The sequence below is a fragment of the Amycolatopsis sp. CFH S0740 genome (assembly GCF_004522315.1).
Classification (GTDB): domain Bacteria; phylum Actinomycetota; class Actinomycetes; order Mycobacteriales; family Pseudonocardiaceae; genus Amycolatopsis; species Amycolatopsis nivea.
In genome coordinates this window covers 21,733-43,245 of sequence record NZ_SDLS01000024.1, presented here as the reverse complement: position 1 = coordinate 43,245, position 21,513 = coordinate 21,733, and the positions used below count along the sequence as shown (strand labels likewise).

The following is a 21,513-nucleotide window of genomic DNA, read 5'->3' as shown; positions in this document are numbered from 1 at the left end:
TATCAGGCGACGTTCTCGGTCGCCTCTTGCATGGCTTCGAGGAACGTCTGTACGGCCGGGCTGCCCGCGACCCGTGCGGCCACCGCCGCGTGAATGTGCCTGCTCGGCTGCGGATTGCGGACCCGGCGCACGACCACTCCCGGATGCGGAGTGCCTAGCCCCAGCTCCGGCACCAGCCCGACGCCGAGCCCGGCGGCGATGAACCCTTGCGCCGACGGATAGTCCTCGGACTCGACCACGACGTTCGGATGGAACCCGGCCGACGCGCAGGCGCCTTCCAGGATCGCGCGGCAGGCGCCGGGAATCGGGTCGACGCCGACCCACGGTTCCTCGGCGAGGTCGGTGAGGTCGAGGACGCGTTTGCGAGCCAGCCGGTGCGCCCGCGGCAGGACCGCGCGGTACGGGTCGTCCAGCAGCGGCACCAGCTCGATGCCCCGGCCCGGCTCCGACGGCCGCGGGTACACGATGATCGCCAGGTCAGCGCGACCTTCCTCGACCTCGGTGAGCGGATCGCCTGGGTCGATGAGCTTGAGATCGAGCCACACGCCGGGGTGTTCGCGGCGCAGCGCGGCCACCGCGTACGGCACCATCGTCGCGCCCGCGGTGGCGAAGTAGCGGATGGCGAGCTTGCCGGTGCGGCCTTCCTTCAGCTCGGTGAGCGCGGCCTCGGCTCGGGCTAGCTCCGCGCTGAGCGTCTCGGCGTGTTCGGACAACAACGTCCCGGCCGGGGTCGGCTGGACACCGCGGCCGACGCGTTCCAGCAACGGCGTGCCCGCTTCGCGTTCGAGCACCGCCAGCTGCTGGCTGATCGCCGACGGCGTGTAGCCGAGATTCCTCGCCGCGGCAGTGATCGAACCGCTCGTGATCACCGCGCGCAGCACCTGCATGCGCCGTACATCGAGCATGGCTCGATCCTACAGCTTTGCTTAATTGTCCCTGCAGTTATTTTCGCTTGTCCTTACACCTTGCCGCGGCGAAGCTGGCTAGCGAGGCAAAGGAGGAACCTGGGGTGGGCGAGTCGAAGACGCTGCTGAGGATCGCGGCGCTCGCGTTGATGTGGGGATCGAGTTTTTTCTGGATCAAGCTCGGGCTTGAAGCGCTTTCCCCGGTGCAGCTGGTGCTCGCGCGGCTCGTGCTGGGCGCCGTGGTGCTGCTGGCGCTGTGCCTGATCGGGCGGCGGAGCCTGCCGTCGCGACGGAGCACGTGGGGGCATCTGCTCGTCGCGGCGTTCTTCCACAATGCGTTGCCGTTCCTGCTTTTCGCGGTCGGCGAGACCACCGTGGACTCCGGCATCACCGGCGTGCTGAACTCGACCACTCCGCTCTGGGTGCTCGTGGCGGCCCCGTTCCTCGGAGTGTCGAACCGGATGACCGCGACGCGGATCGCCGGTCTGGTGATCGGGCTCGGCGGGATTCTGCTGATCTTCGCGCCGTGGCAGGCGTCCGGGCTGCTCAGCTGGGGTGCGCTGGCGTGCCTCGCCGCGGCGGCGAGCTACGGGTTCGCCTTCGTCTACGAAGGCCGGTACCTGTCGAACACCGGCTCCTCGCCGTACGCGATCGCGGCCGGGCAGATGCTGCTGGCCACGGGTTTCCTGGTGCTGGCCATGCCGTTCGGCGGGCTGACGCCGGTGCACCTGAGCCCGGTCGCGCTGATCGCGGTGGTGGTCCTCGGCCTCGGTTCGACCGGGATCGCGTTCGCGCTCAACTACCAGTTGCTGGCGAGCGAAGGCGCGGTGGCCGCGTCGGTGGTCGGCTATCTGCTGCCAGTGGTGTCGGTGCTGCTGGGCGCGGTTTTCCTGCACGAGCAGCTGAACCTGCGCGTGATCGCGGGCATGGTCGTGGTGCTGCTCGGCGTCGCGTTGACGCGGTTGCAGCGCAAACCGGCCGTGGCCCCGGAAGAAGAACTGACTCCGGCCTAGACGAGACGGCGGTCCGAGGCCCAGCGGGAAAGCTCGTAGCGGTTCGACAGCTGGGTCTTGCGCAGGACGCTCGACACGTGCGTCTCGACCGTCTTCACCGAGATGAACAGCTCGGACGCGATTTCCTTGTACGCGTAACCGCGGGCGAGCAGGCGCAGGACGTCGCGCTCGCGCGGGGTGAGCAGGTCCAGCTCGGGGTCGTTGATCGGCGCGGACCCGGGACGGTCGGCGAAGGCGTCGAGGACGAAACCGGCCAGGCGCGGGGAAAACACCGCGTCGCCGTCGGCCACCCGGACCACCGCGCGGACGAGCTCCTTCGACGAGATCGTCTTGGTGACGTACCCGCGCGCGCCGGCGCGGATCACCGCGATGACGTCCTCGGCGGCGTCGGAGACCGACAGCGCGAGGAAGACGACGTCCGGCAGCTCCGGGCGCACGCGGCGGAGCACCTCGGCGCCGCCGCCGTCGGGCATGTGGACGTCGAGCAGCACGACCTGCGGACGCGTGCGCGCGATGCCGGCGACCGCTTCCGCGACCGACCCGGCCTCGCCGACCACCTGCACCTCGTCGGTGATCGAATCGAGTTCCGTGCGCACTCCCGCGCGGAACAACGCGTGGTCGTCCACGAGGAAGACCTTGACCGGTTCCCGCTGGCTTTCCGTCACGACTGCCCACTCCCTCGCTTCGCCTGCCCCCGAGCATAGCGAGGTCATGCCACCCCTTTGGCCGCCTTCACCGGCATGGCGAGCTGGACTTCGGTGCCTTCGCCGGGTGCGGTGCGCAGCTTGCAGGTGCCGCCGTGGCGTTCCATCCGACCGCGGATCGAGTCGGCGAGGCCGTGCCGGTCGGCGGGCACGACGTCCGGGTCGAAGCCCTTGCCTCGGTCGCGCACGAACACGGTGACCTCGGTGGGTTCGACCTCGGCGAACACGCTGACCTCGGCGACGCCCGCGTGCTTGGCCGCGTTGACGATCGCCTCGCGCGCGGCCTGCACCAGCGCAGTGAGCGGCGGGTTCAGCTCGGCGTCGCCGACCACGACCTGGCCGACCGAGATCGCGAACTGGTCCTCGACCTCGCCGCACGCCGCGGCCAGCGCCTCGGACAGCTGCTGGCGGGTGCCTTCTTCCTCTTCCTTGGTCCGCTTTTCGCTGGGTTTGCCGTAGCCGCCGGGGCCGTACAGCCAGCCGCGCAGCTCGCGTTCCTGGCCGCGGGCGAGGCGCGCGACCTCGGCTGGCTGGTCGGCCTGGCGCTGGATCAGCGCGAGGGTCTGCAGGACGGAGTCGTGCAGGTGCGCGGCGATTTCGGCGCGTTCGTCGGTGCGGATGCGGGCCTGGCGTTCCTCCCCGAGGTCGCGGACCAGCCGCAGCCAGAACGGGACGGTGAGCACGGCGACGCCGATCAGCGTCGCGAGCACCGCGATCAGGGCGAACTTGACCTGGTCGAAGTCGCCGCTGGCGAACACGACGAAGCCGATGCCGGTGGCGACCAGCGCGACCCCGGCGAGGATCCGGACGAACGCCGCGAGCCTGCCGCCCTCGCCGACCAGCCCGTCGCGGGCCCCGACGCGCCAGCGCCGCCGCTGCGACTCGTCCGCCTCCCGCCAGACGACCGCCGCACCGAGCGCGGCGAGCGCGAGCGGCACCGCGACCCAGCCGCGGATGGCGCCGGTCAGCGTGCTGCTGGCGATCGCGAGCCCGATGCCGAGCGCGATCAGCCCGTATGCCTGCTGGCGGTCGCGGGCCTTGGGCGCGGTTTCGGTTTCCTCGGCGCTCTGCGGGACGAACACCCAGAGCAGGCCGTAGGCGAGCAGGCCGGCCCCGTTGAGCGCGGCCAGCAACGCGAACACGACGCGGACCCAGACGACCGGAACCCCGAGGTGATCGGCGAGCCCGCTCGCGACGCCCGCGACGGCCCGCCCGGAGCGCCGCCGGTACATCTTGGGCCGCGATTCGGGTTCGGCGACCTCCATCGCCTGGGCGGACACGAGTGCCGAGGGCTCCTCGGCGGTCGAGGAAACCCGCCCCGGGGCACTGATGTCGAGAAAGTCCTGCACGAGTCCCATCGTCACACGCGGGAGCGGCCCGGACATCGGGGAAGGCCCTGATCCACTCCCCCAGATGGCCGCCGGTGAGGAAATTCCGCGAACCTCCCTGCCGCCTCCCGGGACTCGGTACGATGCAGGGGGCGAGCGATCACAGTGCGTACACGGGGCGGGAGGCCGGATGACCGAGCAGCATCGCGCGGAACACGTCGAGTCCGCAGGCGATTACTACGCCCGGACGCAGAACGTGAACCAGATCTTCGCAGCCGGCGAGGACTCGCCGGAGACGCGCAGCGCGACTGAACGGAATGCCTCGCAGTACTCGGTCCAGCAAGGCCAGCAGCTGCTTCAAGGCCAGCAAACCCGCGGGGACGCGCCGGCGCCGGACGCGAATTATGCGTCGTACAGCCACGAAGACCTGCACAAAATGGTCAACGAGGGCCTGGACTTCGAGGGAATCAACGACCGCAGCCGCGTGACGAACGTCTACGGCAACTGGCTCGCGGACGCGTCCAATCAGTTCCGCGACGCGGCCAACACGGCGGGTGCGGAGTGGCAGGGAACCGCCGCTGCGCAGGCGCATTCGTTCTTCCAGAGCACGGCGGACCACACGGAAAAAACCGGCAGCGCGATGCAGCTGGTGTCGAACCGGTACTCCCAGCAGTCCGCGGCGGCCGATTACGCGCACAAGAACATGCCGGAGCCGACGGGGTTCGACCAGAAGGCCGAGATGGCCAAGGCGACCGAGCAGTTCCAGAACGGCAACCCGCTGCAGGGCGTGATCGCGATGGGCGACGTGGCGGCCAAGCAGCAGCAGGCCGACGCCGCGCACCAGCAGGCGGTCCAGGTGATGCATGGGTTGGACTCGACGTACCACGAGACGTCGACTACGCAGCCGGTTTATTCGCCGCCGCCGCAGATGAACAACGACAGCACGCACGCGAGCAGTGCCGCGCCGGTGACTGTGTCCGGCGGGACTTCGAGCGGTCCTTACACCGGGCCGGGTTCGGGTGGACCGGTGACCGGTGGACCCGGGACCGGGTTCACGGGAACAAACCCGCCGCTGAGCGGTCCCCCTCCGGTCAACTCCTTCCCGCCAGGCGGAGGCAATTCCCCGGGCATTCCTTACAGCCCCGGACCGGGAATCAACACCGGCACCGGGCCGCTCAGCAACCCCGCGGTGTCAGGGGGCGGGAACAGCCTGCGGACCACGCCGAACATCGGCGGCCGGTTTTCTCCGGAAGGGCTCGCTTTGGGCGGTGGCGGCGGCGGGAACTCCGGCTCCGGCGAGGACACGCCGCGCAGCCGGTCAGGCGGCGCTGGTCGAGGTGGCGCCGGTGGCCGCGTGACCGGCGGTGCTGGTTCGGGCGGCTCCGGGAAGCCAGGCGAGTCCGGCGGCAAGGGCGCTGCTGAGCGGCTTGAGCGCGGCGCTACTGCTGCTGCGAACGCTGGAAAGGGCGGAAAGCCGGGTGCCGGGGGTGCTGGCGCCGGTGCGGCGGGTGCCGGGAAGAAGAAGGAAGAGGACAAGGAACACAAGAACAAGATCCCGACACAGGTCGATCCGGACGAGGTCTTCGAGGTCAAGCCGGAACGTGGGCCGGACGGGGAGAAGATCACTCCCCCGGTTCTCGGCGGCTGACCCGTTCTTACTTCGAGCAGGCCTAGGAGCAGCAGATGACAGAAATCGTCTGGGACGACAAAAAGCCTTCGACCGGCAGTTCTCCCTCAGCGGGCACTGCGGGCAACGACTTCCTGGCCGGGCTGACCGAGGGCCCGGGGAGCCATGCGGCCGCGGAGAAGATGAAGACCGCGGGGAACACGCTGAAGACGTTGGCGCAGAACGGGTCGTTCGCGGTGAATGAGGAGGGGTTCAACGCGTACATGAAGGCGTGCGACTTCTTCTTGAGCGGGTACAACCGGATGCTCAGCGAGGTGGGCCTGCTTGCCTCCGATGCAAAAATGGGCAATTTCGCGTACGGCAAATCCGTCGCGGGGTTCAATGTCCAAGTAGCGAACGGCGGCCACGATGCGATGATCCCCAACCTCATCCTCATGCGGGACGCTGTCTACGCCGCCCAAGAAGCTCTCGCCATCGCACGAAAAAACTACCGTGAAACCGAAAGCGCGCATTCAGTGTCCTTCGCGGAGCTCAACAAGAAGATTGACCACAAGTGAAAGAAATTCGGGCCGTTAAAGCCGCACTTCTTATCGGCGCGGCAGCGCTGGTGCTGACCGCATGCGACAACACCGTCAACGGCGCGGCCCAAACCAACGGGACAACATCGGCCGCACCCCCCTCCTCCTCTGCCTCGTCCGGAAATCCTTTTTCCGAAAGAAAGCAGTGCGCCCTCCTGGACCAGATCCTCAACGGCGAGGGATTCCCTAAAGCAGCCCCCTCGCTCGCACAGGGCCGAAAAGCCTGCGCTGCCGACAAGGCCAGCGGCGGAGCAAACGCCACTGCCGTAGCGCTCGCCCTGCAAGAAGGACAACGTTACGCCGACGGTATCGGCAGCCCCGACAAGGCGCGCAGCGGAAAAATAAGCGGACGGCCCTTCATCGAAGAACCCGAACCGATGGGGTCAAGCGGTCAATGCTCGATCTCCATGTCGGTCGAGAGCAGTTCGCGCGCGCTCATCATCGTGACCGGCGGCGTCGATACCTCTGCCTCCTGCGGCATGGCCGAAAAGCTGGCCACCAAGTTGGACCCCCTCCTCCCCAAGGGGTGACCCGGCCAGCGCGCACCATCCACCAGGGCCGCATCTCGGGGATAACCTCAGGGACCTTCCCCGATGTGCCGCCCCACTCCATCGACCATGCTGTGAAGCATGAGTGGTGCGAACGACGTGCGGCCTCCCCGTACGAACCCCCTGAACGGGTTCGAGGAGACCGTCAAGGACTTCTGGGCCAGCAGGCCTCGGCGGCCGCACTCGGGTCGGAAGGTTGCTGGGGTCGCGGCTGGGCTGGGGGATCGCTACGGGATTGATCCGGTGGTGATTCGGGTCGCGTTGGCGGCGGCGACCGTTTTCGGGGGGTTCGGGCTGGTGCTCTACCTGCTCGGCTGGCTGTTCTTCCCCTCCGAGGGCGACGAGGTTTCCGGCTTCGAGGCGTTGATCGGGCGCGGGCAGTCGAGCATGACGAAGGCCTTCGCGGCTGTGCTCACGGTCGCGGTGATTCCGGTTGTCGGGTGGACGTTCGGCGGCGGCTGGTTCGACGGCGGCGGCCTGATCGGGTTCGCGTTGCTCGCCACGTGCCTTTATCTCCTGCATCGCACCCGCGGGCAGGACAACCGACCGGCGCCGGTCGTCGCGTTCGCGGCGGACGGAACCGCTTCCGGAACCGGAGCTTTCACGATGAACAGCGACACCCCGACTCCCGCGGCGGCGGCACCGGGCTGGGATCCGCTGGCCGCCGACCCGGCGGGCTGGGATTTGCCCGATCCGGCGGCGCCGGCGCCCCCGCCGCCTCCGACCGGCGACTACAACGACTCCCCTAAGCCCTGCGTGCGACGGTCCAAGATCGGGGCTGCCACGTTCGGGGTCGCGGTGATCGTGGCCGGCGTCGGCGTCGCGCTCGCGCTGAACGGGTTCGACTGGTTCTCGCTGCGGCACATCATCGGCATGACGCTCGCCGTGCTGGGGGTCGGGCTCGTGGCCGGGGCGTTCGCTCGCGGCGCACGCGGTCTGATCGGGCTCGCGATTCCGCTGTCGGTCGCCGGAATGGTGCTCACGACCAGCACGTTCGACAACCTCGACGTGCGCGGCGGCGTCGGCGACCTGTCCGCCACTCCGCGTACAGTGGCCGAACTGCAGCCGGTCTACCGGCACACCGCGGGCAACATGAAGATCGACCTGACCCAGCTGACCGCGAGCGAGCCGATCGCCACCACGGTCTCCAACGGCGCCGGAAACACCGAGGTCATCGTGCCCCGCACCGCAGACGTGACGTTCACCTGCGAGAACAGCGCCGGTGAGGTCGACTGCCTGAACCGCACGTCCAACGGGGTCGGCCAGCCGGCCGTCACCGGGACCGACAACGGCGACGACAACGTCGGCGGACAGAAGATCACGCTCCACGTCACCAACGGCGTGGGCCAGGTGGAGGTGCGCCGTGGCTGAGAACCCGTACTCCTACGACGAGCCCGAAGCACCGGCTCGCCGCCGCGGGGTCGACTGGATCACGCTGGTCGTCGGGGTCGCGACGCTGCTCGTGTCCGGCTACGTCCTCACCGACGGCTCGAGCTGGCTGCCGACCTTCGACTTCCGCTGGATCATCGCGGGCGGCGCGGTGTTCTGCGGGATCCTGATGCTCGGCGCGTCGTTCCGCAAACGACGGCCCTGAGACACAAAAAACGGGGCCCGGACATTTCCGGGCCCCGTTTTTTCACGTCATTCCCACTCGATGGTGCCCGGCGGCTTGCTCGTCACGTCCAGCACCACGCGGTTGACCTCGGACACCTCGTTCGTGATCCGGGTCGAGATCCGCTCCAGCACCTCGTACGGCAGCCGCGTCCAGTCGGCGGTCATCGCGTCTTCCGACGACACCGGGCGCAGCACGATCGGGTGGCCGTAGGTCCGGCCGTCGCCCTGGACGCCGACGCTGCGGACGTCCGCGAGCAGCACCACCGGGCACTGCCAGATCTCCTGGTCCAGCCCGGCCGCGGTGAGTTCCTCGCGAGCGATCGCGTCCGCCTCGCGCAGGGTCTCCAGCCGGTCCGCGGTCACCTCGCCGATGATCCGGATGCCAAGGCCCGGCCCGGGGAACGGCTGGCGCTGCACGATCGTCTCCGGCAGCCCCAGTTCGAGCCCGACCCGGCGGACCTCGTCCTTGAACAGCAGCCGCAGCGGTTCGACCAGCTCGAACTGCAGGTCGTCGGGCAGGCCGCCGACGTTGTGGTGGCTCTTGATGTTCGCGGTGCCCTCGCCGCCGCCGGATTCGACGACGTCCGGGTACAGCGTGCCCTGCACGAGGAACCGGTAGTCGCCCTGCGCCTTGAGGTCGCGCTCGGCCTGCTCGAACACGCGGATGAACTCGCGGCCGATGATCTTGCGCTTCTGCTCCGGGTCGGTGACGCCGGCCAGCGCGTTCAGGAACCGCTCGCGCGCGTCCACGGTGACCAGGTTGACCCCGGTCGCGGCCACGAAATCGCGCTCGACCTGGGTGCGCTCCCCCGCGCGCAGCAGGCCGTGGTCGACGAACACGCAGGTCAGCCGGTCGCCGATGGCGCGCTGCACGAGCGCCGCGGCGACCGCGGAGTCAACGCCGCCGGACAGGCCGCAGATGGCCCGTCCCTCGCCGATCTGCGCGGCGACCGCGGCGACCTGCTCGTCCACAATGGACGAAGTGGTCCAGCCGGGCCGCACGCCGGCGATCTCGTACAGGAACCGGCGCAGCACCTCCTGGCCGTGCGGCGAGTGCGCCACCTCCGGGTGGTACTGCACGCCCGCGAAGCGCCGCTCGACGTCCTCGAACCCGGCGACCTCGGCACCGTCGGAGCTGGCCGTGACGACCGAGCCCTCGGGGGCCTTGGTGACGCTGTCGTTGTGGCTCATCCACGCCGTCTGGTGATCGGGCAGCCCGGTGTGCAGGACGCCGCCCTCGCCGACGATCCGCACGTCGGTGCGGCCGAACTCGCGCACGCCGGTCGGCTCGACGACGCCTCCGAGCGCGCGGGCGAGCAGCTGGTGGCCGTAGCAGATGCCGAGGATCGGCACGCCGGCCTCGACCAGCTTCGGGTCCATCGCCGGGGCGCCCTCGGCGTACACGCTCGACGGGCCGCCGGACAGGATGATCGCGGACGGGTTCTTGGCCAGCAGTTCCTCGGCGGTCGAGCTGGACGGCACGACCTCGGAGAAGATCTGCGCCTCGCGCACGCGACGGGCGATCAGCTGCGCGTACTGCGCCCCGAAGTCCATGACGAGTACCGGACCGGTGGGAGTGGCCACCCAAGACCTCCAGGTATCAGCGCTTTTGCCACCATCGTCCCAGGTGGGCCCCGTCACGTCGGCAATGGCCCCGCAATGAGGACAGCCGCTGTCCGCGAACCGGCTTACCGTTCCCGCATGACCAACGACTGGACCAACGAACTGACCGAGCAACTCGACTGGCACTGGCAGCACCACGTGCGCCCGAAGCTGGAGGGGCTGACCGACGACGAGTACTTCTGGCAGCCGGTCGCGGACTGCTGGACGGTGCACCCCCGCACGAGCGAGAACGAACCGGGCACCGGCGACTTCACGGTCGATTTCTCGTTCCCGGAGCCGACTCCGCCGCCGGTGACCACCATCGCGTGGCGGCTCGCCCACATCATCCCCGGCGTGCTGGGCATGCGCTCCGCGTCGCACTTCGGCGGACCGCCGATGTCCTATCAGGACTTCCCGTACGCGGGCACCGCCGACGAAGCGCTGAAGCAGCTCGACGACGCGTACGCGACCTGGATCGCCGGCGTACGCAGCCTCGACGCCGAAGCGCTGGCGCGCCCGTGTGGTCCCGCTGAAGGTCCGTACGCGGAGCTGTCGATGGCTGCGCTCGTCCTGCACATCAACCGAGAGATGATCCACCACTGCGCGGAGATCCTGCTGCTGCGCGACCTTTACCGAAACCGGTGACCAGCAGCCCCAGCGCGATGCCGAGCAGCGCGGGCATGCCGTGGTTGTCGTGCAGCACCGTGTCGAGCACAGCCAGCGGCACGATCAGCAGCGCGGCGCGGTAGAGCGCTTGCGGCGGCTCGGCCTCGCGCGCCCGCCACACCACCACCGCGAGCGCGCCGAGCAGCCCGGCGACGCACATCGAGTTGCCCGCCCCGACCGGGTTCAGCCAGACGTAGCTGAGGTACTGGCCGAACAGTCCGCAGCCGAAGTACAGGACGAACCAGGACATTCGGCCGAGGCACCATTCCGCGAAGGTGCCGACCGCGGCGAGGGCGAGCAGGTTGAAGATCCCGCCGAAAATCTTGCCGTCTTGGAAGAACATGCCGGTCAGCAGCCGCCACCACTCTCCGGCGTCGATCGCGGTGGCGTCGCGCTTGAAGCGGTCGAAGAGCGCCGGATCCGCCAGCTGGGCAACGAGCACTACTGCGGTCACAAGGAACACCGCGCCGGTCAGCACCGGACGGCGCGGTGTTCCGACCCGCGCGAAGAAGGCCCGCGACGGGCTTTCGGTCCAACGAGAGGCCACGGAGTTCGTCATGGGCCGAACGATATGCCGGGCGGGTGCCTGAGACCCCCGACAAATGTCATCTCGACGCCAGGACAGAAGCCACAATCGAAGGACCGAGTCCGGCGTGCCGGGCCTGGCGCTCCCTAATACCTTGAGCCCATGGACACGATCACCCCACAGCCGCGGGCCGCGTGGATCGCCGGTCAGGCTGAGCAGGGCGCGAGCACCCTCGTGGTGCACCACCCGTTCGACGGCAGCGAAGTGGCGACGGTCGCGGTGCCTGGCGCTGACCAGGTGGAACGGGCGGTGGCCGCGGCGGCCTCGGTCGCGAAGGAGTTCCGGCGCACTCCCGCGCATCAGCGCGCGGCCGCGCTGGAGCAGGTTTCGCGCGGGATCGCGATGCGGGCCGACGAACTCGCCGAGGTGATCACGGCCGAGAACGGCAAGCCGCTGAAGTGGGCCGAGGCCGAGGTGAAGCGCGCGGTGTCGGTGTTCCGGATCGCGGCCGAGGAGGCACGCCGGTTCAGCGGCGAAATGCAACGGCTCGACGCCGATCCGTCCGGGGACGCCCGGCTCGCGCTGACCCGCCGGGTGCCGCGCGGGCCGGTGCTCGGGATCGCGCCGTTCAACTTCCCGCTGAACCTGGTGGCACACAAGGTCGCGCCCGCGCTCGCAGTCGGCGCGCCGATCATCATCAAGCCTGCCCCGCGTACGCCGTTGTCCTCGCTGGTGCTTGGCGAACTGCTTGCCGAGACTGATCTGCCGGAAGGCGCGTTTTCCGTGCTGCCGCTGGGAAACGAGGAGACGCAAGCGCTTGTCGCCGACCCGCGGCTGCCGGTGGTTTCGTTCACCGGTTCGGGCCCGGTCGGCTGGTCGATCGCGGACGCGGCGGCGCGCAAGCACGTGGTGCTCGAACTGGGCGGCAACGCCGCGGCGGTTGTGCTTCGCGACTGGCCGGACGTCGAGGGTGCCGCGCAACGGATCGCGACATTCGGGAACTACCAGGCGGGTCAGTCGTGCATCGCGGTGCAGCGAGTGATCGTGGACGCGGCGATCGCGGAGGAGTTCGTGCCCGCGCTGACCGAGGCCGTCGAGGCGCAGCAGACCGGCGATCCGTACGACCGCAACACCGACGTCGGCCCGGTCGTCGACGAGGCGGCCGCGGAACGGATTATCGAGTGGGTCGAGGAAGCCGTGGCCGGTGGTGCCCGGGTGCTGACCGGCGGAACCCGTTCGGGCGCAACGGTTGCGCCGACTCTGCTGACCGACGTGCCCGCGGATGCCAAGGCCTGGTCGGAGGAAATCTTCGGGCCCGTGCTCGCGGTGTCCATTGTGGATGGTGTGGACGAGGCTTTCGCTTCGGTGAACGCGTCCGCATACGGACTGCAGGCCGGGGTGTTCACCAGTGACGTGCAGCTGGCCTTCCACGCGTCGGCGGAATTGGAGGTCGGCGGCGTGATCATCGGTGACGTGCCGTCGTACCGCGCGGACCAGATGCCGTACGGCGGCGTGAAGGGATCGGGCGTCGGCCGCGAGGGAGTGCTGTCGGCGATGAACGACCTAACCGAGGAACGGGTCACGGTTTTCACCGGGGTCGACCTCTGACCACAGTGGACCTGCGGCACGCAACGGCCGCGGACGCACGCGACATCGCCGGCGTGTGGCTGCGGTCGTTCTCCGCCGCGTTGCCAACAGTTCGCCGCGCCCACGATGACGACGCCGTGCGCTGGTGGTTCGCGAATGTCGTGGTGCCGCAGCAGGAAACCTGGGTCGCGGTCGCCGAGTCCACTGTGGTCGGACTGCTCGTGCTCGACGGCGCGGAACTGGCACAGCTTTATCTCGACCCTCCGTGGCGCGGCCGCGGAATCGGCGACCAGTTGGTCGACTTGGCCAAACAGCTCCGCCCCGGCGGGCTGACCCTGTGGACATTCCAGGTCAACGAGCCAGCACAACGGTTTTACCGCCGCCACGGTTTCGTCGCCGTCGAATACACCGACGGGCAGCGAAATGAAGAGGGTGAGCCAGACGTGCGTTACGTCTGGCCCCCGCCTCAAGCAGACTGAGCGAACTTGAAAACCCCGTTGGGGTCGTACTTCTTCGCCACCTGGTCCAGCCGGGCCGCGTTGTCGCCGTAGTAGGCCGACTTCCAGTCCGGCAGGTCTGGGTCGATGTAATTCACGTAGCCGCCGCGCGCGCCCGCGTCCGCCAGTCCAGCGACCACAGTGGACACAGACTTGCGTGCGGTGTCCTGGCTGCTCGCCGTGGCCGGGGCGTAGACCTGAATGCTGGCCAGCGCTTTCCGGTGCGGGAATGCCGTTGCGGTGGGCGCGATGTCGCCGACCGCGCCGCCGAGGCCGTCGATGAGCAGGTCCATTCCCTTGTGCCCGGAAGCGAGATCGGCGATTTTCCCGCCGTCGACCGGATCGGTGATGATGCGCGACGACGCCACGAAGGTCTGCCGTTCGGAACTGCCGGAGAAATAGTTCATCGCCGCGCCGTAGCTGAGGGTTTTCATCGTGCGGCTGGACGGTGTGACCGAGAATCCGCTGAGCGCCGACGTCAGGCCCGCCGAACTGCCCACGAACGCCCCGCCGACCCGGCATGCTCCGCTCGGGCCGCCGGAAACCACGCAGTTCGACCACAGTTCGGGCGGGGCGCTCGGCAGCCAGCGTTGCCACGCGTCGACCACGTCGCTCGCCGAACCGGAGGGGAACTTCAGCGAAAACACCGTGACGGTCGGCGCTTCCACGGTGGCGAAGGTGAACGACGTGACCACGCCGAAGTTTCCGCCCCCGCCGCCGCGCAGTGCCCAGAAGAGGTCGTCGTCGGCTTGTGCGCTGACCGTGCGCAGTTTGCCGTCCGGCGTGACGATCTGCGCGGACTGCAGCCGGTCGCAGGTCAGGCCGTATTTACGGGTCAACACGCCGATTCCGCCGCCGAGCGCGAGCCCGGCGATGCCGACAGTCGGACACGAACCCGCGGGCAGGCAACGGCCGGCCTTCGCCAGCGCCGAGTAGACGTCGCCGAGTTTCGCGCCCGCGCCGATGACCACCTGATCACCCTGCACGTCGACACCGGACATCCCGCCGACGTCGAGCACCAGCCCGCCGTCCGGCGCGGAATACCCGGCATAACTGTGCCCGCCGCTGCGCGCGGCGAGCGGAACCCGTCCGCCGGCAGCTTCGACGCACGCCTGCACGTCCTCCGGCTTCGCGCATTTCGCTACCGCAGCGGGATTGTGTCCATCGAAAAGCGGATTGAACGCATGCTTCGCGGTGGCGAATCCGCCGTCGGAAGGAAGCACGAGGTCGCCGGAGAGTTTGCCGCGCAACGCGTTCCAGTCCGGCGGCCCGGACGGCTTCGAGCTGGTGCTCGGCGGTACGGACGTTCTCGTCGTCGGGCTGGTCTGCGGCACCGACGGTCCCGGTTTCGCCGTGCAGGCCGCGGCCACCGCGCCCACCGCCGTCAACCCGGCGGCGCGCAGGAACGTCCTTCTCCCCAGTGTCATGTTCATTCAGACGCCTCAGACCGTGAATGGGTTGCGAAAAGTCCAGCGAGTAATGCCCGAAGGGCGAATTCGAACCGCTCGGCATGCCGAGCCCCGTCCCGCAGGGCTTGCGCGAGCAGCGGAAAGCGGTCCTCGTCAAGGTGCGCGAGACTGTCCACATCGGACTTCGCGCCGGGCGTACGGCCTGCCTCGGCGAGCGTGTGGCCGAGGACGAAGGTCATCACGGCGTTCACCATGTCGAGTCCGCGCGCCGGCGGCAACTCCAGCAGCCGCAATGCGGTTTCGATCACCTGCAACGACTCCGGGCTGACCGCGGGACGGGTCGCGGCGAGCGGCAGCACGCCCGGATGCGCGAGCAACTGCTCCCGGTACGCGCGGGCGACCCGGCCCAGCCACTGCTGGCCGGGCTCCCCCGGCTCCGGCTCGACCCCGGCCAGCGCCGAGACGAGCCGGTCGACCAGCGCGTCGAACAGCGCTTCCTTGTTCGGCACGTAGTGGTAGAGGGTCATCGCCTCCACGCCGAGTTCCGCGCCGAGCTTGCGCATCGACAGCGCGGCGATGCCGTGCTCGTCCACGAACGCGAGCGCGGCGTCCACGACCCGCTCCCTGGTCAGCCCGGCGCGCGGCCGAGCCCTCCGATCGGACACTGGTCCCCCTTGACGTTTCTTACGCCGTAAGGTACCACTGTCCTCGTCTCTTACAGTGTAAGAATCGAGGAGCCATGACCGACCCCAAGACCGTCCTGCGCCGTTTTCTCGCCATCGTCAACAGCCACGACCTCGCCGAACTGGACACCGTCGTGGCCGAGGACGTCACCGAATCCGGTCCGGTCGTGGTCGACGCGCCGACCGGCGGGCTCGCCGCCTTCCGCACCGGCTGGACGCAGATGCTGACCGCGTTCCCGGACCTGTGCGTCGACGTCGATTCACTGCTCGCCGAAGACGACCAGGTCGCGGCCACGGTGACGCTCACCGCGACCAACACCGGCTACTACCGCAGAGGCTTCGCGACCGGCAAAAGCGGAACGTGGCGCGGTTTCGTCCTGGCGCGGGTGACTGACGGGCGGATCGCCGAACTCGACATCCAGACCGACCGGCTCGCCATCCTGCAACAACTGGGCATCGTCGGCGGCGACGACGAACTCGCCGCCGCCCGCCAGGCCAGCTGAGTCAGATCAGCGGGGCCATCTCCGGCACCGGCCCGGAAAGCGCGGAACTGTCGCCGCGACCGGTCAGCCAAGCCAGCACCGCGCCCGGCGTTCCGGTGACGAGGTCGCCGCCTTCGCCGAGGGTCCAGGTGCGGACGCCGTCGGTGATGCGGAACGAGGGCAGCGGGCGCGGGCACATCCGGATCAGCGTCCCGATCACCGCTTCGAGATGCTCGCCGAGCAACGCGGTGGCACTGTCGAAATCGTGGCCGGCGTCGAGGTCGGCGAGGTGGATCGTGGTCTCGGAAAGCCGCAACGTGAGCACGTCCGCGCCGGTCAGCTCGCCGCCGTGCCGGTGCCGGACCGGCGCTGCCCACACCTCGTCCGACAGCCGTGCGGCGTGGTCGGTCAGGCGCTTCCCGGCCGCCACCAGGTCGGCCACGATTTCCGCCGGAGCACGGCCAGCACCGGCCTCGATGTCGTCGTCCCGCGCGTTGCCCGGGCCGTACATCGACCGCTCGACCCCGGTTTCCGCCCAGGTCAGCAGGTTGCCGAGGGCATCGGCATTACGCGCGAGGTGGGTGAGCAGATGCGCGCGCGTCCAGCCCGGCAGCGCGCTCGGCTCGCCGAACGCCGAGGCAGGCATCGCCTCGGCGACTCGTGCCCATTCGTCGTGCAGTTCCCGGATCCGGTCCAGCGCCGCAGTGGTCACCGGACGATCTTAGGTCAGCGGCGCAGTGCCGCGGGCGCGTTCGCCGGAACCGCCGGGTTCTTCGGCGCGACCGGCTCCACCCGGGCGTACCCGCTGCTCTGCTCCGGCCGCTCGTCGGCCTCGCCCTTGTTGGGCCAGAACGAGAACGCCCGCTCGGCCTGCGCGGCGATGGTAAGCGACGGGTTCACCCCGAGGTTCGCGGTGATCGCCGAACCGTCCACAACGGACAGTCCGGGATAGCCGTAGACCCGGTGGTACGGGTCGATGACCCCGGTGTCGGCGCTGTCGCCGATCGGCACGCCGCCGATGAAGTGCGCGGTGAGCGGGATGTCGAAAACCTCGCCCCAGGTGCCGCCCGGCATGCCGCCGATCCGTTCCGCGGTAAGGACGTTCGCCTCGTGCCCGGCCGGGATGAAGCTCGGGTTCGGCTCGCCGTGGCCCTGTTTCGACGTGTACTTCCGCCGTCCGAACAGACCGCGCCGGGTGTAGGTGGTGATGGAATTGTCGAGGCTCTGCATCACCAGCAGGATCACCGTGCGCTCGCTCCACCGGTACGCGTTCAGCAGTTTCGCCGACTGCACCGGGTGCTTGACGAGGAACGTGACCGCCTGCCGCCAGCGCGGAACGCTGGAAGACCCGTCGGTGGCAACGGTTTGCAGCAGGCTCATCGCGTTGCTGCCCTTGCCGTACCGCACCGGCTCGATGTGCGTGTTCTCGTCCGGATGGATCGACGACGTGATCGCGACGCCGCGGCTGAAGTCCCGTTCGGGGTCCACAGTGGTCCGCGCCGCGCCGATGATCGCCTCGGAGTTCGTCCGGGTCAGCTCGCCTAGCTTGGCGGACAGCTTCGGCAGCGCGGCCGTGTCCTTCATGCGGTGCAACAGGTTCTGCGTTCCCCAGGTGCCCGCGGCGAACACCACCTGCGCCGCGGTGACCGTGGTCCGGAACCGCCGCGAACGCGTGCCGGTCTTCTGCAGCGTGATCTCGTAACCGTCGCCGCGCGGGCGCACCGACGTCACCGTGGTCAGCGGGATGACCTGTGCGCCGTCCTTTTCCGCGAGGTACAGGTAGTTCTTCACCAGCGTGTTCTTCGCGCCGACCCGGCAGCCGGTCATGCACGAACCGCATTCGGTGCACCCGACCCGGTCCGGCCCGGCACCGCCGAAGAACGGATCCTTCACCGTCTCGCCCGGCTTGCCGAAATACACCCCGACCGGCGTGGCGTGGAACGAATCCTCGACGCCCATCTTCTTCGCGACGTCCCGCATCACCACGTCGGACGGCGTGATCGTCGGGTTCGTGACAACGCCGAGCATGCGGCTGGCCTGGTCGTAGTGCGGCGCGAGTTCGCTTTCCCAGTCGGTGATGTGCGCCCATTGCCGGTCTTGGTAGAACGGCTTGAGCGGGCGGTACAGCGTGTTCGCGTAGACCAGCGAACCGCCGCCGACACCAGCGCCGGCCAGCACCATCACGTCGTTGAGCATGTGGATGCGCTGGATGCCGTAACAGCCGAGCTGCGGGGCCCAGAGGTAGCGCTTGAGATCCCAGGACGTCTTGGCGAACTCGTCGTCGGCGAAGCGCCGGCCCGCCTCGACCACCGCGACGCGGTAGCCCTTCTCGGTCAGCCGCAACGCCGCGACGCTGCCGCCGAACCCGGAACCGACCACGAGGACGTCGTAGTCGGGTTCTTGCCGCGCGGTGGTGGTGTTACTGGCAGTCACAGGAAAGAGGGTAACCCCCGGGGAGCCGCCAGGCCAGAGTTAAGTTACTGACGAGTTACCTCATCGGGTCTTGCGCCGCGGCGCGAACCGGAACAGCTCCCCGAGCGCCCGGATGATGGCGGGCCGCTCCGCCGGAGTCGTGCCGCGCAACGCCACGACCAGCGCGAGCAGCCGGATCAGCAGGCTGCCCACCACGATGCCGCCGAGCCACCAGGTCGGCGCGGACTCCCCCAGCAGTGCCATCCGCTCACCCTTCAGGCGCGACACCGAACTCCAAAGATAACGAAAGCATAACGGAGGCTGGCGCGCTTCGGACCTGCGGGCACAAAAAAGGCCCCCGCGAAGGGGGCCTTTTCCGCGAGTGCCTCAGCCGCGCACGGTCAGCCCGACGCGCTGGAACTCCTTCAGGTCCGAATACCCCGTCTTGGCCATCGCGCGACGCAGCGCGCCGAACAGGTTCACCACGCCCTCCGCGTCCGAGGACGGGCCGAACAGCAGCGTCTTCAGGTCCACCGCGTAGTCCGAGTCCGGGCCGGCCACCACGCGGGAGCGCGGCAGCGACGGGTGCGCCGCCGCGGCGGTCCAGTACAGGCCCTGGCCCGGGGCGTCCGACGCGGTCGCCAGCGGGGCGCCGAGCATGACCGCGTCCGCGCCGCAGGCGATCGCCTTCGCGATGTCGCCGGACGTCGTGATGCCGCCGTCGGCGAGGACGTGCACGTAGCGGCCGCCGGTCTCGTCCAGGTAGTCGCGGCGCGCGGCGGCCGCGTCCACGATCGCCGTCGCCATCGGGGTGCCGATGCCGAGCACGCGGTCGGTGCTGGTGACGCCGTCGGTGTAGCCGTGGCCGACGATGACGCCCGCCGCGCCGGTGCGCATCAGGTGCATGGCGGTGCGGTAGTCGCTCACGCCGCCCGCGATCACCGGCACGTCGAGGCGGCCGATGAACTCCTTGAGGTTGAGCGGTTCCGCGTCGCGCTGCACGTGCTCGGCGGAGATGATCGTGCCCTGCACGACCAGGATCTCGACGCCCGCCGCGATCAGATCCGGGGTCAGCTCGGCGGCGTGCTGCGGGCTCACCCGCGCGGCGACCGTCACACCGGATTCGCGGACCGTCTTGATCGCCTCGGTCAGCAGGTCGAGCCGGATCGGCGCGGAGTGCAGCTCCTGCAGCTCGCGCACGACCGCGGCCGGGTCTTCGCTGTCCTCGGCGGCGCGGACGAGGCGGAAGATCGCCTCCTCGACGTTCGCGTGCCGGGCCCACAGCCCTTCGGCGTTGAGCACGCCGAGGCCGCCCAGTTCGCCGATCGCCACCGCGGTCCCCGGCGACACGATCGCGTCCGTCGGGTGGGTGACCAGCGGCAGGTCGAACCGGTACGCGTCGATTTGCCACGCGGTGGACACCACCGACGACGACCGCGTCCGCCGCGACGGCACGATCTCCACGTCATCGAGGTCATACGCCCGCCGCGCCGTGCGGCCCATGCCGATCTCGACCAGATCCCGCACGTGATGTCCCTTCTCGCGCCTGACGCCTTCGCGGTCCATTGTCGCGAGTCGGCACGGGTGACCTGCGCGCGGGGGACCGTTGCGGTGGCGACAACCACCGGTTGTGCGCGCGGTTGTTTGCCACCGGCGCGGGCGGATGGTTGGCTGCCCGGCTGAACGAGGGGGACGGATTTGGCGCTGGGCAAGGACTTTCACCGGCTGTGGCTCGCGTACGCGGTCAGCGTCGCGGGCACCTACTTCGCCCTCGACGCCTTCTCGATCATCGCGGTCCGGGTGCTGCACAGCAGTGCCGGACAGGTGTCGCTGCTGGCCGGAGCCGGGCTCGCGGCGGGTTCGCTGGCCGCGCTCCCGCTCGGTCCGTGGGTCGAATTCCGGCGAAAACGACCCGTGCTGATCGCGATGGACCTCGTCCGGTTCGCCGCCCTGCTCACGCTGCTGCCCGCGTACCTGCTGGACCTGCTGACGTTCGCCCAGCTCGTGGCGGTATCGGTGCTCGTGGCCGCGGCGAACATCGCGTTCACGTCGGCGAGCGGGGCGTATCTGAAATCACTCGCGCGTGGTCCAGACCTGCTCGCCGCGAACGGCCGGTTCGAGACCACGCTCTGGACCGCGACCGCTCTCGGCCCGCCCGCCGGCGGTGCGGCGATCGGGTTCTTCGGCCCGCTGGCCACTGTGCTTCTCGACGCGTTCAGCTACCTGCTGTCCGCGTTCTCCCTCTCGACGATCCGCACCCGCGAGCCCAAACCAGCCCGCCCCGCCCCCTTCCGCGCCGCGGACCTCGTCGAAGGCTGGCGCTACCTCTTCCGGCACGCCCGGCTGCGGATGCTGTTCCTCAACTCCTGCCTGGTCAACGGTCTGATCATGGCCACCTCGCCAGTCCTGGCGGTGCTGCTGCTCGGCGAACTCGGCCTGCCGACCTGGCAGTACGGACTCGCGTTCGGCGTCCCGTGCCTCGGCGGCCTGGTCGGTTCCCGGCTCGCCCGCCGCCTGGTCCCCCGCTACGGCCGGGTGCGGCTGCTGCCGATCCTCGCCACGGTCCGGACGTGCTGGGTCGTGCTGCTGGCGTTCGTGCCGCCCGGGACCGGCGGGCTGTTCTGGGTGATGGCGGTGGAGTTCGGCCTGATCATCTGCGCGGCGGCGTACAACACGGTCCTCGCGACGTACCGGCTCGAGGAAACCGAAGACGGGTACGTGAGCCGGATGTTGTCCGCGTGGCGGATCAGCGGCAGCGCCAGCACCGCTGGCCTGACGCTGCTGTGGGGCTTGGTCGCGACGTGGATGGGCACGCGCGGCGCACTCGGGCTGGCGGGCGCGTTGATGCTGGCGACGCCGTTGCTGCTGCTCGGGTGGAACCGCGCTCAGAACGAGACGCGCGCGGTGGAATCGGTCCGCAGCACGGATTCCTGATCGAACAGGTGCTTGTAGTCGGTGCGGATCTGTTCGAGGTCGCCGTTCGCGTGCTGATTCGTCGGCGGATACAGCACGACGAGCACGATCGAATGCTCCCGGACGACCGCGCCGCCGCCGGACCGCCACTGACCGGCGCCCTCGAGCTGGGTGAAGCCGTCCGGGAAACGCGGCGTGATGTCCTTGGCCGAGAAGTCCGCGAACTCCTTCTCGCTGACCTCGCCGCCGCCGGGCTTCGAGGTGCCGAAGTACAGCTCGGTGCGCTTCCACAACGAACTGTCCGGCGAATCCGCCGCGGCCGCCGAAGCCGCCCCTCCCCCGAGCACCATCGCGGCCGCCGCCGTCAGCACGAACCTCCGGGAAAACCGCATTCGCCCGCTCCCCTCGCCGTCACCTGG

General features: G+C 69.4%; 23 protein-coding genes. 11 read left to right on the top strand and 12 right to left on the bottom strand.

Annotated features, from left to right (window positions below; all coding sequences use genetic code 11):
* Window positions 1-2: 2 nt before the first annotated feature.
* Window positions 3-905: a LysR family transcriptional regulator gene (locus EIZ45_RS32395; protein ID WP_037816192.1), complete on the bottom strand. Its 903-nt coding sequence runs from the start codon at window positions 903-905 to the stop codon at window positions 3-5.
* A 104-nt stretch (window positions 906-1,009) separates the two neighbouring features.
* On the opposite strand from EIZ45_RS32395, the gene EIZ45_RS32390 reads away from it, so the two are divergent.
* Complete coding sequence (locus EIZ45_RS32390) at window positions 1,010-1,918, top strand: DMT family transporter (RefSeq protein WP_043835197.1); 909 nt, start codon at window positions 1,010-1,012, stop codon at window positions 1,916-1,918.
* On the opposite strand, the gene EIZ45_RS32385 is transcribed toward EIZ45_RS32390, so the two are convergent.
* Window positions 1,915-2,631 (bottom strand): response regulator transcription factor, encoded by a 717-nt coding sequence (locus EIZ45_RS32385; protein WP_107051117.1) that lies wholly within the window; start codon window positions 2,629-2,631, stop codon window positions 1,915-1,917. The two genes, EIZ45_RS32390 and EIZ45_RS32385, sit on opposite strands and share 4 nt — an antisense overlap.
* Entirely contained in the window at window positions 2,628-3,986 is a 1,359-nt protein-coding gene (locus EIZ45_RS32380) for a PspC domain-containing protein (RefSeq protein ID WP_370318209.1), read from the bottom strand. The genes EIZ45_RS32385 and EIZ45_RS32380 overlap by 4 nt, the downstream gene beginning before the upstream one ends.
* A 154-nt stretch (window positions 3,987-4,140) precedes the next feature.
* Here EIZ45_RS32380 and EIZ45_RS32375 point away from each other — a divergent pair, with 154 nt between their 5' ends.
* From EIZ45_RS32375 to EIZ45_RS32355, 5 genes are all read left to right on the top strand, one after another.
* A complete protein-coding gene (locus EIZ45_RS32375) occupies window positions 4,141-5,598 on the top strand; it encodes a hypothetical protein (protein ID WP_134667624.1) in 1,458 nt (485 codons plus the stop codon).
* A gap of 35 nt (window positions 5,599-5,633) precedes the next feature.
* Complete coding sequence (locus tag EIZ45_RS32370) at window positions 5,634-6,134, top strand: hypothetical protein (protein WP_134667626.1); 501 nt, start codon at window positions 5,634-5,636, stop codon at window positions 6,132-6,134.
* Entirely contained in the window at window positions 6,131-6,685 is a 555-nt protein-coding gene (locus EIZ45_RS32365; RefSeq protein ID WP_134667628.1) for a DUF3558 domain-containing protein, read from the top strand. The genes EIZ45_RS32370 and EIZ45_RS32365 overlap by 4 nt, the downstream gene beginning before the upstream one ends.
* A 99-nt stretch (window positions 6,686-6,784) precedes the next feature.
* Complete coding sequence (locus EIZ45_RS32360) at window positions 6,785-8,074, top strand: PspC domain-containing protein (RefSeq protein ID WP_134667630.1); 1,290 nt, start codon at window positions 6,785-6,787, stop codon at window positions 8,072-8,074.
* A complete protein-coding gene (locus EIZ45_RS32355) occupies window positions 8,067-8,297 on the top strand; it encodes a hypothetical protein (protein WP_037816197.1) in 231 nt (76 codons plus the stop codon). Before EIZ45_RS32360 ends, EIZ45_RS32355 begins: the two co-directional genes overlap by 8 nt.
* Before the next feature lie 47 nt (window positions 8,298-8,344).
* Here EIZ45_RS32355 and guaA read toward each other — a convergent pair whose 3' ends face one another.
* Window positions 8,345-9,901 carry a glutamine-hydrolyzing GMP synthase gene (gene guaA / locus EIZ45_RS32350; protein WP_134667632.1) on the bottom strand — a complete coding sequence of 519 codons (1,557 nt, stop codon included), beginning with the start codon at window positions 9,899-9,901 and terminating at the stop codon, window positions 8,345-8,347.
* Between the two features lie 117 nt (window positions 9,902-10,018).
* Here guaA and EIZ45_RS32345 point away from each other — a divergent pair, with 117 nt between their 5' ends.
* Window positions 10,019-10,564, top strand: coding sequence for a DinB family protein (locus EIZ45_RS32345; protein ID WP_043835205.1), 546 nt, complete (start codon window positions 10,019-10,021; stop codon window positions 10,562-10,564).
* Here EIZ45_RS32345 and EIZ45_RS32340 read toward each other — a convergent pair.
* Window positions 10,497-11,144: a rhomboid family intramembrane serine protease gene (locus EIZ45_RS32340; RefSeq protein WP_134667634.1), complete on the bottom strand. Its 648-nt coding sequence runs from the start codon at window positions 11,142-11,144 to the stop codon at window positions 10,497-10,499. The genes EIZ45_RS32345 and EIZ45_RS32340 overlap by 68 nt on opposite strands.
* 129 nt (window positions 11,145-11,273) lie before the next feature.
* On the opposite strand from EIZ45_RS32340, the gene EIZ45_RS32335 reads away from it, so the two are divergent.
* Together EIZ45_RS32335 and EIZ45_RS32330 are read left to right on the top strand one after the other, a co-directional pair.
* On the top strand, window positions 11,274-12,719 hold the full coding sequence (locus EIZ45_RS32335; RefSeq protein ID WP_134667636.1) for an aldehyde dehydrogenase family protein: 1,446 nt from the start codon (window positions 11,274-11,276) through the stop codon (window positions 12,717-12,719).
* Between the two features lie 5 nt (window positions 12,720-12,724).
* Complete coding sequence (locus EIZ45_RS32330; RefSeq protein WP_240690856.1) at window positions 12,725-13,177, top strand: GNAT family N-acetyltransferase; 453 nt, start codon at window positions 12,725-12,727, stop codon at window positions 13,175-13,177.
* Here EIZ45_RS32330 and EIZ45_RS32325 read toward each other — a convergent pair.
* Window positions 13,165-14,628, bottom strand: coding sequence for an FAD-binding oxidoreductase (locus EIZ45_RS32325; protein WP_134667640.1), 1,464 nt, complete (start codon window positions 14,626-14,628; stop codon window positions 13,165-13,167). The genes EIZ45_RS32330 and EIZ45_RS32325 overlap by 13 nt on opposite strands.
* The gene (locus tag EIZ45_RS32320) at window positions 14,625-15,269 is read right to left on the bottom strand and encodes a TetR/AcrR family transcriptional regulator C-terminal domain-containing protein (RefSeq protein WP_134667642.1); all 645 of its coding nucleotides are present in this window, start codon (window positions 15,267-15,269) and stop codon (window positions 14,625-14,627) included. The genes EIZ45_RS32325 and EIZ45_RS32320 overlap by 4 nt, the downstream gene beginning before the upstream one ends.
* Window positions 15,270-15,343: 74 nt before the next feature.
* Here EIZ45_RS32320 and EIZ45_RS32315 point away from each other — a divergent pair, with 74 nt between their 5' ends.
* Window positions 15,344-15,790, top strand: a complete 447-nt coding sequence (locus tag EIZ45_RS32315) for an ester cyclase (protein ID WP_134731470.1) — start codon at window positions 15,344-15,346, stop codon at window positions 15,788-15,790.
* A 1-nt stretch (window position 15,791) separates the two neighbouring features.
* Here EIZ45_RS32315 and EIZ45_RS32310 read toward each other — a convergent pair whose 3' ends face one another.
* From EIZ45_RS32310 to EIZ45_RS32295, 4 genes are all read right to left on the bottom strand, one after another.
* Complete coding sequence (locus EIZ45_RS32310; protein WP_134667645.1) at window positions 15,792-16,481, bottom strand: maleylpyruvate isomerase family mycothiol-dependent enzyme; 690 nt, start codon at window positions 16,479-16,481, stop codon at window positions 15,792-15,794.
* A gap of 14 nt (window positions 16,482-16,495) precedes the next feature.
* A complete protein-coding gene (locus EIZ45_RS32305) occupies window positions 16,496-18,202 on the bottom strand; it encodes a GMC family oxidoreductase (RefSeq protein WP_134667647.1) in 1,707 nt (568 codons plus the stop codon).
* Between the two features lie 60 nt (window positions 18,203-18,262).
* Entirely contained in the window at window positions 18,263-18,445 is a 183-nt protein-coding gene (locus EIZ45_RS32300; protein ID WP_134667649.1) for a hypothetical protein, read from the bottom strand.
* A gap of 123 nt (window positions 18,446-18,568) precedes the next feature.
* Entirely contained in the window at window positions 18,569-19,708 is a 1,140-nt protein-coding gene (locus EIZ45_RS32295) for a GuaB3 family IMP dehydrogenase-related protein (protein WP_037816435.1), read from the bottom strand.
* A gap of 171 nt (window positions 19,709-19,879) precedes the next feature.
* Here EIZ45_RS32295 and EIZ45_RS32290 point away from each other — a divergent pair, with 171 nt between their 5' ends.
* Complete coding sequence (locus EIZ45_RS32290) at window positions 19,880-21,115, top strand: MFS transporter (protein ID WP_134667650.1); 1,236 nt, start codon at window positions 19,880-19,882, stop codon at window positions 21,113-21,115.
* On the opposite strand, the gene EIZ45_RS32285 is transcribed toward EIZ45_RS32290, so the two are convergent.
* A complete protein-coding gene (locus tag EIZ45_RS32285; protein ID WP_134667652.1) occupies window positions 21,067-21,486 on the bottom strand; it encodes a DUF3574 domain-containing protein in 420 nt (139 codons plus the stop codon). The genes EIZ45_RS32290 and EIZ45_RS32285 overlap by 49 nt on opposite strands.
* Between the last annotated feature and the right edge of the window lie 27 nt (window positions 21,487-21,513).

Coding starts and splice junctions, on each gene's coding strand:
- EIZ45_RS32395 (WP_037816192.1), bottom strand. CDS start 905: ATGCTCGATGTACGGCGCATGCAGGTGCTGCGCGCGGTGATCACGAGC.
- EIZ45_RS32385 (WP_107051117.1), bottom strand. CDS start 2,631: ATGACCTCGCTATGCTCGGGGGCAGGCGAAGCGAGGGAGTGGGCAGTC.
- EIZ45_RS32375 (WP_134667624.1), top strand. CDS start 4,141: ATGACCGAGCAGCATCGCGCGGAACACGTCGAGTCCGCAGGCGATTAC.
- EIZ45_RS32370 (WP_134667626.1), top strand. CDS start 5,634: ATGACAGAAATCGTCTGGGACGACAAAAAGCCTTCGACCGGCAGTTCT.
- EIZ45_RS32360 (WP_134667630.1), top strand. CDS start 6,785: ATGAGTGGTGCGAACGACGTGCGGCCTCCCCGTACGAACCCCCTGAAC.
- EIZ45_RS32345 (WP_043835205.1), top strand. CDS start 10,019: ATGACCAACGACTGGACCAACGAACTGACCGAGCAACTCGACTGGCAC.
- EIZ45_RS32340 (WP_134667634.1), bottom strand. CDS start 11,144: ATGACGAACTCCGTGGCCTCTCGTTGGACCGAAAGCCCGTCGCGGGCC.
- EIZ45_RS32335 (WP_134667636.1), top strand. CDS start 11,274: ATGGACACGATCACCCCACAGCCGCGGGCCGCGTGGATCGCCGGTCAG.
- EIZ45_RS32325 (WP_134667640.1), bottom strand. CDS start 14,628: ATGAACATGACACTGGGGAGAAGGACGTTCCTGCGCGCCGCCGGGTTG.
- EIZ45_RS32315 (WP_134731470.1), top strand. CDS start 15,344: ATGACCGACCCCAAGACCGTCCTGCGCCGTTTTCTCGCCATCGTCAAC.
- EIZ45_RS32300 (WP_134667649.1), bottom strand. CDS start 18,445: ATGGCACTGCTGGGGGAGTCCGCGCCGACCTGGTGGCTCGGCGGCATC.
- EIZ45_RS32285 (WP_134667652.1), bottom strand. CDS start 21,486: ATGCGGTTTTCCCGGAGGTTCGTGCTGACGGCGGCGGCCGCGATGGTG.